At 67.2% G+C, this 12,206-nt stretch carries 10 protein-coding genes; 3 read left to right on the top strand and 7 right to left on the bottom strand.

All coding sequences use genetic code 11. The features are described 5' to 3' along the window. Positions 1-4: 4 nt before the first annotated feature. The gene (locus tag ACZ7SW_RS45255; RefSeq protein WP_470236555.1) at positions 5-988 is read right to left on the bottom strand and encodes a Zn-ribbon domain-containing OB-fold protein; all 984 of its coding nucleotides are present in this window, start codon (positions 986-988) and stop codon (positions 5-7) included. Positions 989-1,069: 81 nt separating this feature from the next. On the opposite strand from ACZ7SW_RS45255, the gene ACZ7SW_RS45260 reads away from it, so the two are divergent. Next, a complete protein-coding gene (locus ACZ7SW_RS45260; RefSeq protein ID WP_470236556.1) occupies positions 1,070-2,599 on the top strand; it encodes an acyl-CoA synthetase in 1,530 nt (509 codons plus the stop codon). Between the two features lie 222 nt (positions 2,600-2,821). On the opposite strand, the gene ACZ7SW_RS45265 is transcribed toward ACZ7SW_RS45260, so the two are convergent. Next, positions 2,822-3,610, bottom strand: coding sequence for a crotonase/enoyl-CoA hydratase family protein (locus tag ACZ7SW_RS45265; RefSeq protein ID WP_470236557.1), 789 nt, complete (start codon positions 3,608-3,610; stop codon positions 2,822-2,824). 65 nt (positions 3,611-3,675) lie between these two features. Between ACZ7SW_RS45265 and ACZ7SW_RS45270 the strand changes: the two genes are divergently transcribed. Together ACZ7SW_RS45270 and ACZ7SW_RS45275 are read left to right on the top strand one after the other, a co-directional pair. Continuing rightward, positions 3,676-5,271, top strand: a complete 1,596-nt coding sequence (locus ACZ7SW_RS45270) for an acyl-CoA synthetase (RefSeq protein WP_470236558.1) — start codon at positions 3,676-3,678, stop codon at positions 5,269-5,271. A gap of 8 nt (positions 5,272-5,279) precedes the next feature. Next, positions 5,280-6,386: an NAD(P)H-dependent flavin oxidoreductase gene (locus tag ACZ7SW_RS45275; RefSeq protein ID WP_470236559.1), complete on the top strand. Its 1,107-nt coding sequence runs from the start codon at positions 5,280-5,282 to the stop codon at positions 6,384-6,386. A 1-nt stretch (position 6,387) separates the two neighbouring features. On the opposite strand, the gene ACZ7SW_RS45280 is transcribed toward ACZ7SW_RS45275, so the two are convergent. From ACZ7SW_RS45280 to ACZ7SW_RS45300, 5 genes are all read right to left on the bottom strand, one after another. Next, on the bottom strand, positions 6,388-6,753 hold the full coding sequence (locus ACZ7SW_RS45280; protein WP_470236560.1) for a hypothetical protein: 366 nt from the start codon (positions 6,751-6,753) through the stop codon (positions 6,388-6,390). Further along, the gene (locus ACZ7SW_RS45285) at positions 6,753-7,451 is read right to left on the bottom strand and encodes a hypothetical protein (RefSeq protein ID WP_470236561.1); all 699 of its coding nucleotides are present in this window, start codon (positions 7,449-7,451) and stop codon (positions 6,753-6,755) included. Before ACZ7SW_RS45285 ends, ACZ7SW_RS45280 begins: the two co-directional genes overlap by 1 nt. Before the next feature lie 293 nt (positions 7,452-7,744). Beyond that, on the bottom strand, positions 7,745-10,033 hold the full coding sequence (locus ACZ7SW_RS45290; RefSeq protein ID WP_470236562.1) for a hypothetical protein: 2,289 nt from the start codon (positions 10,031-10,033) through the stop codon (positions 7,745-7,747). Next, the gene (locus tag ACZ7SW_RS45295) at positions 10,033-11,271 is read right to left on the bottom strand and encodes a hypothetical protein (protein ID WP_470236563.1); all 1,239 of its coding nucleotides are present in this window, start codon (positions 11,269-11,271) and stop codon (positions 10,033-10,035) included. The genes ACZ7SW_RS45290 and ACZ7SW_RS45295 overlap by 1 nt, the downstream gene beginning before the upstream one ends. A 48-nt stretch (positions 11,272-11,319) precedes the next feature. Continuing rightward, on the bottom strand, positions 11,320-12,099 hold the full coding sequence (locus ACZ7SW_RS45300; RefSeq protein ID WP_470236564.1) for a Crp/Fnr family transcriptional regulator: 780 nt from the start codon (positions 12,097-12,099) through the stop codon (positions 11,320-11,322). Positions 12,100-12,206: the final 107 nt, after the last annotated feature.

Below are 12,206 nucleotides of genomic sequence, written 5' to 3' on the forward strand. Positions count from 1 at the left end.
TTCCTCACAGATGGTGGGCGAAGGTCTCGTACGCGGCGTCCGGTTCGCCGGTGGGTTCGAAGTGGCTGATGTTCTCCAGCGACGTCCACCATTCCTCGCGCGGCCGCCAGTTGGCGCGCACGCGCATGCCCATCCGGACCTCCTCGGCGGCACAGCCGAGCACCAGGTGCAGGAAGGCGATGTCGGCCCCGTCGAGCAGGATGTACGCCGCGACGTACGGAGGTTTGATGCGCTGGCCGAGGAACGGCACGTTGACGATGCAGAACGTCGTGACGATGCCGGTGTCGGGCAATTCCACCTCGTCGGTGGTCGGCACGCCGTCCACCGGGCACGCGCCGCGCGGCGGGATGTAAACCTTGCCGCACTCGGAGCAGCGCTGGCCGAGCATCCGTCCTTCGGCGAGGCCGCGCAGATACCGGCTTTCCTCCGGCGACGCGGAATGCTGGTATTTCAGGTGCACCGGCGTGATGATCACGCTGACCGGCGCGCCGTCCTCGCGTTTCGCCACCGGCGGGGGAGCCTCGGTGGGTGTGGTGTCCGGCGCGTCCGCGGGCAGGAAGTACGCGATGTCGCGAATGTGGCCGACCGTTTCGTCGGCCCACCGCACGCGCACGCGTTGTCCGATGTGGACATTGTCCGGGGAGCCGGCGTCGAGGGCGTGCAGCAGACTGGTGTCCGCGCCGTCGAGTTTCACCAGCACCCAGGCGAACGGACGCGACAGCGGCTGGCCGTCGAGCGGATCCGCGCACCAGGACCAGGAAACGACCACGCCTTCGTCGGCGACCGGGACGAACTCCGTCAACGGGTCCGCAGTGGCCGGGTCGTACTCGACCGGCGGCACGTGCACGCGTCCGTCGCTGCCGCGCACGCCTTCGATCCGGCGCTCGCGCAGCGCGTTGACGAACCGGCCGAGCACCGGGCCGGTTGAACGGGTGTAGTCGAAGCCGACGTTGAGCGGCGCCGACAGAGGGGCATCCGAAACCGTCACGGCTCCGAGTGAAACACGTTCTCGAATCCGAGGCAAGGAACCTGTTGTGTCTAGGTGGAACGCGTTCTAGATTTGGGAGCTATGGACCTGGGACTGTGGACCATCGCCGCGGCCGAGCCCGCCCGGGTGGCGCTGGTGGATCCGGACGGGCGGGAAATCTCCTACGGCGAACTGACGGCGAAAGCCAACCGGTACGCCTCGGGCTTGCGAGAGCTGGGCCTCGGCGTCGGCGATTCGGTGGTGCTGCTGCTGCCGAACGGCGACGACCTGGTCGCGGCGTACTTCGCGGCGATCCAGACCGGGCTGTACGTGGTGGTGGTGAACTGGCATCTCGTCGGGCCGGAAGTCGCGTACATCCTTTCCGACAGCGGGGCTAAGGCGTTCCTGGCGCACGAGCGGTTCGCCGACGTCGCGGTGGCTGCCGCCGATGAGGCCGGGTTGCCTGCGCCGGCGAGATTCTCGGTCGGTTCCGTGCCTGGCTTCCATCGGGTTGAGGAGCTGGGCGCGGGGCTCGGCGACGGACGGCCGGAGAACCGGACTGCCGGGTCGCCGATGCTCTACACGTCGGGAACGACCGGGCGGCCCAAGGGCGTCAAGCGGCCGCTGACCGGGGCTGACCCGGATCAGGTGCCTGCCGCGTCGACGTGGTTCTTCGGGGTGTTCGGGCTGCGGCCGTTCGATGATCACGTGCATTTGTGCGGGTCGCCGCTGTATCACACGGCGGTGCTCAACTTCGTGGCTATTTCGCTGCAATTGGGGCATGCCGCGGTGCTGATGGATCGTTGGGACGCCGAGGAAATGCTGCGGTTGATCGAGCGGCATCGGGTCACGCACAGCCATATGGTGCCGACGCAGTTCCGCCGGTTGCTGGGCTTGCCGGACGATGTGCGCGCGAAATACGACCTCAGCTCGCTGCGGGTGATGATTCACGGTGCGGCGCCGTGTCCGCTGGAAGTCAAGCGGCAGATGCTCGAGTGGTGGGGGCCGGTCGTTACCGAGTACTACGCGGCGACCGAGGGCGGCGGGACGGTGATCTCCGGCGAGGACTGGTTGCGCAAGCCGGGGTCGGTCGGGTTGCCGTGGCCGGGGTCGACGATCCGGATTCTGGACGACGCCGGGAACGAGGTGCCGACGGGCGAGACCGGCGCGGTGTACATGAAGATGGGCGACTCGAAGTTCGAGTACCACCGGGACAAGGCCAAGACGGAGAAGGCCCGGGTGGGGGATTTGTTCACGCTGGGCGATGTCGGGCATCTCGACGAGGACGGGTATCTGTTCCTGCACGACCGCAAGGCGGACATGATCATTTCCGGCGGGGTGAACATTTATCCGGCGGAGATCGAGGGCGAGCTGGTGATGCATCCGAAGGTGGCGGATGTCGCGGTGTTCGGGATTCCGCACGAGGATTGGGGCGAGGAGATCAAGGCGGTGGTGCAGCCCGCGGACGGGGTCGAGGGGTCTTCGGAATTGACCGCTGAGCTGCTCGCGTATGCGGAGACCCGGTTGGCGCGGTTCAAGTTGCCTCGGTCGGTGGATTATCTGCCGGAGCTGCCTCGGGATCCGAATGGGAAGCTTTACAAGCGGAAGTTGCGGGAGCGGTACGTGTCCTGAGGTGGGCCACCACCCCTCAGCCTGAGTGTGACTACGGCGCGGAGGTGCTTGTCAAGGCGGGAAAGATGGCTCTATGAGCACCCCCGCGGCGGGTTTTTGGGTTCTTCCCGGGGTTGTGGGGGCGTGGGTGCCTTGATGGGCTGGGTGAAGTCCGTGAGGGGAACCCTGAGGGAATCAGATTCCCTCAGGGTTCCCCTCACGGACCTTGGGCACAGGTGTGGGTCAGCGGCCCTGGAAGTTGGGTTTGCGCTTTTCGGTGAAGGCTTTCGGGCCTTCCTTCGCGTCGGCGGAGGCGAAGACTTCGATGCCGTACTTGGCGTCCAGTTTGAAGGCTTCCTCCTCGTGCATGCCCTCGGTGTCGCGGATGGTCTTGAGGATCGCGCGTATCGCGAGGGGGCCGTTGTCGTTGATCAGTTCAGCGAGTTCCAGCGCGCGAGCCAGCGCTTGACCGTCGGGGACGACGTGGCCTACCAGGCCGATGTCGCGCGCCTCGGCAGCGGTGATGTGCCGGCCGGTGAGGAGGAGGTCGGCGGCGACGGTGTACGGGATCTGCCTGGGCAGCCGCACGGCCGAGCCGCCCATCGGGAACAGGCCCCAGCGGGGTTCGGAGACGCCGAACTTCGCGCTTTCCGCGGCCACCCGGATGTCGGTGCCCTGCAGGATTTCCGTGCCGCCCGCGATGGCTGGGCCTTCGACGGCGGCGATGAGCGGTTTCGTGAGACGCCGGCCCTTCAGCAGGCCCTCGATGCGGCTCGGGTCGAAGGAACCGTTCGAAAACGACTTGCCGGGAGCGTTGCGGGACATGGACTTCAGGTCCGCGCCCGCGCAGAACGCGCCGCCAGCGCCGGTCAGGACGCAGCTGCGCACCTGGTCGTCGGAATCCGCCCGGTCCCATGCCTCGACCATGATCGAAAGCATCTCGCCGGTGAGGGCGTTGCGGGCTTCCGGGCGGTTCATCGTCACCACGAGCGTGTGGCCTTCGAGGCTGACGAGTGCGTGGGGTTCGGCCACCGGGGCCTCCTTATTCACGGGCCGGGGTCATTGCCCAGAACGATAACATGTTCTACTTTGGGTGCGTGGCACTCAACATCGCGGATCTACTCGAGCACGCCGTCGACGCCGTGCCGGAACGCGTCGCGGTCGTGTGCGGCGGACGCCAGGTCACCTTCGCGCAACTGGAGAAGCGCGCGAACCGGCTGGCGCACCATCTGGCCGCGCACGGCGTGGGACCCGGCTCCCACATCGGTGTCTATTCCCGGAACTCCATCGAGGCACTGGAAGTCATGTTCGCCGCGTACAAACTGCGCGCGATCGCGGTGAACGTGAACTACCGCTACGTCCACGGAGAACTCCGCTACCTGTTCACCAATGCCGACCTGGTGGCGCTGGTGCACGAGCGGCGCTACTCCGACCGGGTGGCGGCAGTGCTCCCGGAAACGCCAAAACTGAAACACGTTGTAGTCGTCGAGGACGGTTCGGGCACCCCGTACGAGACGGGCGTCGAGTACGAAGCGGCGCTCGCGGGCGAGTCGGACGAACGCGACTTCGGCGAGCGCAGCGCCGACGATCTGTACATCCTCTACACCGGCGGCACCACAGGTTATCCCAAGGGCGTGCTGTGGCGGCACGAGGACATCTGGCGCGCGCTCGGCGGCGGCATCAACTTCGTCACCGGCGAGTACGTGCCCGACGAGTGGACGCTCAGCGAACAAGGCAAATCCGGTTCGCTCGTGCGCCTGCCTGCCGCGCCGCTGATCCATGGCGCGGCGCAGTGGGCCGCGTTCGGCGCGCTGTTCACCGGCAGCCCGGTGGTGTTCGTCCCGCAGTTCGACGCGCACGACGTGTGGCGCGCGGTGCAGGAACACAAGGTGCAGGTGCTGACGATCGTCGGCGACGCGATGGCGCGGCCGCTCGTGGACGCGTACCGCTCCGGCGATTACGACGCGTCGTCGCTGGTCGCGGTGTCGAGCCACGCGGCACTGTTCTCGCATTCGGTGAAGCAGGAATTCCTGGAGATGCTGCCGAACGTCGTGATCACCGACGCGATCGGTTCGTCGGAAAGCGGCTTCACCGGAATCGGCATGGTGGGCAAGGATTCCGACCATTCCGCGGGCCCGCGCGTGAACTTCGGCAAGGACGCCATCCTGCTCGACGACGACGGCAAGCTGGTCGAACCGGAACCCGGTGCGATCGGGCTGATCGGCCGCCGCGGCCACGTCCCGCTCGGCTATTACGGCGACCCGGAGAAGAGCCGCACCATCTTCACCGAGATCGACGGTGTCCGTTACGTCGTGCCCGGCGACTACGCGCGCTACGAGGAAGACGGCACGGTTACGTTGCTGGGCCGTGGATCGCAGTGCGTGAACACCGGCGGCGAAAAGGTGTATCCGGAAGAAGTCGAGGGCGCGTTGAAATCGCACCCGGACGTTTTCGACGCACTTGTCATCGGCATCCCGGACGACCGGCTCGGCCAGCGCGTCGCCGCCGTCGTCCAGCCGCGTCCCGGGGTGCGGCCGGATCTGGCCGCCCTGGAAGCGCACGTGCGGACCGAGGTCGCCGGGTACAAGGTTCCGCGCACCGTATGGCTGGCCGAGGAAATCGGCCGCTCGCCGAGCGGCAAGCCGGACTATCCGTGGGCCCAGCGGTACGCCGCCGAACACGAACCCGCCTAGGAGGGCGCATGCGCACATCGTTGTGCGACCGGTTCGGCATCGAGGTGCCGATCTTCGGATTCACCCCGTCGGAGCACGTCGCCGCCGCGATCAGCCGGGCGGGCGGCATGGGCGTGCTGGGCTGCGTCCGGTTCAACGACGCCGCCGAGCTTGACTCGGTGCTGTCCTGGATGGACGAAAACACCGACGGAAAACCTTACGGCGTCGACATTGTGATGCCGGCGAAGATCCCTTCCGAAGGCACCCAGACCGACCTGAACGAGCTGATCCCGCCGGGCCACCGCGCGTTTGTCGATAAAGTGCTGAAGGACCTCGCGGTCCCGCCGCTGCCCGACGACACCGACGAACGCGCGGGTGTCCTCGGCTGGCTGCACTCAGTCGCCCGGTCCCATGTGGACGTCGCGCTGAACCACCGGATCAGCCTGATCGCCAACGCCCTTGGCTCGCCTCCGACCGACGTCATCACCCGCGCCCACGACGCGGGCGTCCCGGTGGCTGCGCTGGCGGGCAAGGGCTCGCACGCCGCCCGCCACGTCGACAACGGCGTGGATCTGGTTGTCGCGCAAGGACATGAGGCAGGCGGCCACACCGGCGAAATCGCGACCATGGTGCTGGTCCCGGAAATCGTGGACGCCGTCGGCGACCGCGCCCCAGTGCTGGCGGCCGGCGGAATCGGCTCCGGCCGCCAGGTCGCCGCCGCACTGGCGTTGGGCGCTTCGGGCGCGTGGATGGGCTCGTACTGGCTCGCGACGCAGGAATACCTCCAAACGATGCCCGAATCGGAGGCGATGCAGAACGCACTGGTGGAAGCGACCTCCGCGGACACCGTGCGGACCCGGATCTACACGGGCAAACCCGCTCGCCTGCTGAAGACCCGCTGGACGGAGGCGTGGGCGGCGCCGGGCGCGCCGGAACCGCTGCCGATGCCGTTGCAGAACCTGCTGGTTTCCCACGCGCACAACCGGATCCACGCCGCCGCGGACCCGTCGGTGGTGTCGATGCCGGTGGGCCAGATCGTCGGCAGGATGAACCGGGTCCGCCCAGTGGCCGAGGTGATGGCGGACCTGGTGCAGGGGTTCGAGGAGACGGTTTCCCGGCTGGACAAGATCCGCTGAGTCAGAGCGACGTTGCCACCTCCCAGACGGCGGTGACGCCCGCGACTGCCAGCGGGTGCACCGTCGCCGCGGCTTCGGCCAGTGATCGAAGCAGCAGCACGACGCTGCGGTCTCCGAGGCTGGCTAGATGGACGATCCCGTCGCCGTAGGTATAGGCGAACGAAGCTGGTGCCGTGCCGTCACGGCGGCGGGATCGGCTGAGCCAGTACTCCGGCAACAGGAGCAGGGCGGCGGTCAAGGAAACGCAGCTGCGGGCCGGCTCCACGAGAAGCTTCAGCGCGACGGGAAGGACGAACCGGACCGCGAGACAGGCAGAAGCCATGACCAGTGCAGCAGTGCCGAGTCCGTGGAAGAACGCCGATCCCATCAGGTGTCGCTTGGTTCAGCGGATGAGGTCCCGTGCGGAGCTTCGCCGTTCTGCTGCGGGTCGAACGGCAGCTGACGAGCGGTATCAGTACCGGTCAAGACCCTCTTGACGGTGGTCTGCATCCACTGCATCGCGACCCGGACCTGATCGTCGAGCTGCCAGCGGTCCAGCGCCTCCGACCTGACAAGTTCGTTGATGAACTTGAGAACGTCGTTGCGGTAGGTGTCGCGTTCTGCGACCAAAGCCCGCACCACGGGTTCGACGTTCCGCGGATTCTGTGCCAGTTGCAACGCGAACTGGTTGATGTCCCCATTCTCGATGAGCTTCTTGAACGCACGCACCTCGGCTTCGAGCCGCACGTTGCGCTCGGTCTGCGCGTCCATGCGAAGACGGACGTGGACGGACGTCCAGATACCGCAGTCGTCCAGGAAACGCTTGGAGTCGAAGGCGGAGTTGACCGCTTTTTCGGCGGTCTCGACATCTGTGGCGGCTAATGCTCGACTCGCTTGTCTGAGGTCGGCCAACAGTCGCGGGACCAGCAGCCGGCGGATGTCGCGGATTCCCGCCGTCACCACCGCTTTCGGGTCCTTGACCTGCCATTGCACATCCGCTTCGGTGCGGAAGACGAACGCATCGCCGGCGCTGGGCAGGGTGATGTCCAGCGTGAGGTTGCGCAGCGATACGTCGACGTCGTACACCGACCGGTACCCGCCCCACACCAGCTCCCCGGTCGTCGGCTGCGCCGGCCAGGAGAAAGAGTCGAGGCTGCCGTTGCCTTTCACGAACACTCGGGCGACCCAAGGCCGGTGGACCGCTCGTTTCCGGGTGAGGCCGAGGCGACTGACTCGCTCGGCTCCGGTGATCGGCGCGTAAGCGGAACTCGACAGGGTCCGGACCGTCGGGGCGTGGTTCTCCTCAGCTGCTTCGAGCCAGCCGGAGTCCGGCGTCGACGTAGCTGAGGCGTCTTTCGCGGGGCGTTCCTGATTTTCGGTCATGCCACCCTCGTTCGTTCGCTTTTCTCGATTTCCGTGCTCAGTCGCGCTGCGACTTCCAGGCTGAGCGGATCTGCCCAGTCTTCGACCAATCTTCTGATCAGGTGCTTCAAACGCGGAGCGTCGCCTTCGCAGATCACCAAGCGGCCCAGGAACACGGCGAGCACCTCTAGCAGTGCCGCATCGTCCTCGGCCGACCTGACCCATCGGGCCAGCGCGACCTTGGTCAAGCGATCGCTCGACCGGGTCCGCAGAGCTCTGCCGAGCAGCTCGGCGACTTGCCGTGCGACGTCGGCGTTCTGTGCGCACAAGGCCGGGAGCAGCGGCCAGCGTTCCGAGTCGGGCGGCAGCTCCGGCCGGTCGTCCCCGAGAGAGACCCAAGGATGATCGAGTTCGTAGGCGTAGAAGAGGGTGAGGTGCGCGACGCTGACCAGGGCGAGCCGCCGCAGGCTGCTTCGCCTGCTCGCTTGCCATGCCCGGAGGCAGTCGAGCACTTCCGCCGCCATTCCGAAAGCGAACAGTTTGGCTACGCTGTAGCCCGCGGTCAAGACGATCTTCTCGGCGTCGTCCGAGTCGAACGGGGTGGCACGTTCAAACGGGGTGCCCAATACCCGAAGCTCCTCGAGCGCGTCGAGGATCCTCTTGCGCCCCAAAGCGTACCCGTAGGTCGCCGCAGCCGTTTGCCACTGCTCCAACGTGCCGTGGCGCCGCCAATGCTGCAGCCGCTCGAGAACCGCGGGCTCGACGCTTTCATCGCGCGCTGCCTGGTCCAACGCGATGGCCGCCGAACGGTGCCGGACGGAGTCCCACCCAGTCTCCTCGTCCGATTCGGAGTCCGGCTCGATCATTTTCGTGTACACGTCGCCGAAATCGAGACGGCCGAGATACCCGATGACTTGCGCGGCGCGGACCCACAGCATCGTCCGGCTGTCCTTGCCGAGTTCTTGGAGCCAAGGGCCGAGCGCGTTTCGCAGCCTGTGGTGGTGCTGCCACACATGATTGAGGATCGCCCTGGGATAGCGCGGATCCTCGAACTCCACTATCTCCATGGGGATCAGCTCGTGCTTGAAGGTCGCGCAGCCTTCGAAAGTCTTCGCGCGCAACGCGGGCAGCCGGCTGGCCGGATCGTCCGCGAACAGCGACAGGTCCTGCTCGCGCTTCTCCTTCGGCTCTTCCCCGCCCGCGGAGAAACGGCGGCTCAGCAGGTCGGCGGCCTCGGCTGCCAACGAGTAGGGAGACCTGTTGAGCACCGCCAGCGCGATCCGGAAGGCGGCAAGCCGCAACGCTTCCTTCAGTTCCGTGCCCGGCCCGAGCCCGACGAGGTCGCCGAACCATTCGGCGACCTGGATGTCTACGGCTTGCCGACCACCTTCTCGCACGTCTTCCTCGGTGATGATGCCCCGCGCATGTTGCGTGAGCAGTCTCGCCATCCAGACCGATTCGGTCGGGGTCGGACACGGTCCCAGTGCTGCGGAGACCCAGGTCTTCTCGCACAACCGAAGCAGTTTCTCTTCGAGATCCGCAGGATCGTCCGAAATGACCTCGTGCCGGATGTGATTCCTGAGGAGGTCGGCGGGATCTGGTGCCTGGTGATCGAAGGCGTACCCGCCGAACGAGCGGACGTGTCGCGGATCTCCGGCGGCGACCAGAACACAGCAGGACCGGGACTTGGCGAGTTTGCTCCGGAGCTGATCGAGGATCACCTCGGTCAGCCCGCCGCTGACCCTGGCGGGCAGTTCCACCAGGTAACCCGCATCGTCCTCCGTGAAGGTGCCGCCGGGGAGTGATTTCGCGGTTTTGCCGCACTCCCAACGGAAAACCCGGCTCGGCACGAGCCTGTCGAGCAGATGCAGCGCGGTGGTGACCCGGCCGGTTCCCGGCTGGCCGCGCAGCAGGAGTACGCGCCGGGTCTTGAGAACTTCGGCCAGATCCTGGTACGACGTGACGGAGACGTAGCGTTCCCGGACCCAGCGGAGCAGTTCCTCCGGAACAGCTCCAACGGTCTGCGCCACCTTCTGCCCGATGACGATGTCGTACCGGTCGCCGACGTGCATGGTGCCGATGGAGGCTTCTCCGATGTTGGAGGTCGGCCCGCGCCGGGCGCGCTCTGGCGAGAGGAATTCTTCTCCGGCGTGGAGGGCGGCGTTCACCTCGCGCCCGTTCTCGCTGGAGAGGAGTTTCTCGCCCTCCGCCCCGGTATTCGGCTTTGCCGGGGTCGGTGGCTTGTCGGTGGTGGACGGCTTGGCAGGTGTCGGAGGGGGCGTCGGTGCGGGGTTGTCGTCGGTCATCACATCCGCCCGTCCCGGTAGACGTTCCCCGTGATGTGGTCCCCGTGGATCGTGGCGTGGCCGATGTGGGAAACCGGTCCGCTGGACGGCGCGGCGGCAGGCGTCCAGGCAGGCGCGGGCGATGGGCGGTCCGCGCGAGGTTCCGGCGGGACTGAGTACCCGGGAACGCGGAGCCATGATCCCGGTTCCGAGCCAACGCGCCGGAAGCTTTCGGGGGCCACCATCCGGGCCGACGACCCGGCGACGAACCGCTCGTGCACTCCGTCGGACACGATCAATACCGCGCGTGCGTCGCCGACTCCGGCGAGGATCGCGGCGGCCTCTGAACAGGCGGCCAGCTGCCGCGCGGCTTCGACGTCGCTGCCGAGCTCGATTCCGATGGACATCGGAGGGCATCCGGTGCCCGCGAGAGCTCGGAGAAGCCGGTCCACCCACACGCCGAGGACGAGGCCTCCGGTGTCCGGTGCTGGCAGCGGCACGACGAAGTCGTTGTCCCAGCTGGAGATTTTCTCGACGTCGGAGATCCCGGCGGCGTCGAAACAAGCGAGCGCTGCGCGGCCGACCGAATTCGCGAGCGCGGCGGGAAGCTCGGGCCGCTGCACGCAGACGGCGAGTGTCTTAGGACTGGTCAACGTGGACAACTGCTCGGCACTGGCCCCGGGAACCCGGACCCACGCCGTGGCCCGGAATCCTTTGCCCGGCGTGTCGACGAGGACTTCGGTGAAGTCCTCCGGGGACAGGTCGGTGAACCGTTGTCCTACCGAGTCGTTGTAGATGGATTCCGAGACGACTTGCACCAGGTTCGCGTCGGGAACGGCGTCCAGAGCAGCCCGAACGGGAGCCGCGTCGAGGAGGCGGCCCACCACGACGGGACCATTTGAGGCGTAGCCGCAGGCCGCGGGCATCATGCTGCCGTGATGGATCGCCATCCGGAGCCGGAGCCGACTCTCCGGGCGTCGAGCGTAGTTGAAGTGCGCGAGCCAGGCGTTCAACTCCCGGACGAACGGGTCGACGAGGGCGAGTTCGGCTTTGCTGTCGTGGACGAGGGCCAGGAACCCGTCGCCGCTGTCTTGTCTTTCCCACGCCGCAGGATCGAGGCCGGCGGCTTCCGCGGCCGAGCCCACCGCAGAGACAAGAGCCTCCTGGAGCTCCGCCTGCTGACGCCCGTCGCGGCAGCCGTACTGCCATGCGTCGATGGCGACGAACAACACCCTCGAGAATTCCCTGTTGTCCGGCAACCTGTCCTCCTTGACCGCCCAGCGAGCCAGTTCTGTGACTCTGAGTTCTCAACTGTGCGGCAATTCGGGGTCGCAGATCCCGTATTGAGACGGGTTCTGCCGCTCGAGTACTCCGAACCGGGTCAGCCGGGCGAGATCGCCGACTACGATCCGTCGGGATCTGTGCCGGACGAGACCGGATCGACGCAGCCGGCGCAGGGCCTTCTCGCACGTGGTGAGTGCGACACCGGCCAGCGACGCGATCTCGGGTTGTGTCAACGCCGCCCGCAGCTCCCATCCGTCCGGGGTGCGCACCCCGTGTGCGGCGGCGATTTCGGCGAGGACCTGGCTGACTCGCGCTGACGCCGGACAAGCGACGAATTCCGCACGGCGAGCGTCGGCCGCGTGCAACTGCGCGTTCAGCCGGCCAGCCACGGCAGCCCAGCCGTCCGGATTCCGGTGGAAGAAGTCGCGCAGTTGCACGCTGCTGATCGATTTCGCGAGAGCGGGGGTGCAGGTCACCACGTTCGCCGCGTGCCGGGGTTCGAGCAGTTCGCCGAGCAGGTCCCCGCGGCCCCGCAACGCCAGGACCACCGGTCTGCCGAATTCCGTGTGGACGACGATCTTCGTCAGGCCGTCGAGCAGCAGCAGAACGCGGTGGCTTTCCTCACCCTGCCGGAAGACCTGCTGTCGGGCGCGGTAGGTCACGGAGGTACCCAATTCGAGAAGGCCCTCCCTGGCCCGGGCCGGCATCCGGCCGAGCAGGCTGTCGGCGGGCCAAGACTGCTCGTTCAGCGCCACTCCTTCGCCGAGCCGGGCGGGCCATCGGCCCGGCCGGGTACCGGTCAACGTCTCCACGGTCGTCGCCGGGTGCCGGTCCGCACCCCGTCGTGGGATGGGTTTCGGCCGGGAAACCAGCGCGGTGCCAAGAAACCGCCATACGACGGGGTCTTAGC

This window comes from Amycolatopsis sp. NPDC114484, from assembly GCF_055633755.1.

What these genes read in the sequence shown, in the direction of transcription:
- ACZ7SW_RS45290 (WP_470236562.1), bottom strand. Translation starts at nt 10,033, where the DNA reads ATGACCGACGACAACCCCGCACCGACGCCCCCTCCGACACCTGCCAAG.
- ACZ7SW_RS45260 (WP_470236556.1), top strand. Translation starts at nt 1,070, where the DNA reads ATGGACCTGGGACTGTGGACCATCGCCGCGGCCGAGCCCGCCCGGGTG.
- ACZ7SW_RS45275 (WP_470236559.1), top strand. Translation starts at nt 5,280, where the DNA reads ATGCGCACATCGTTGTGCGACCGGTTCGGCATCGAGGTGCCGATCTTC.
- ACZ7SW_RS45280 (WP_470236560.1), bottom strand. Translation starts at nt 6,753, where the DNA reads ATGGGATCGGCGTTCTTCCACGGACTCGGCACTGCTGCACTGGTCATG.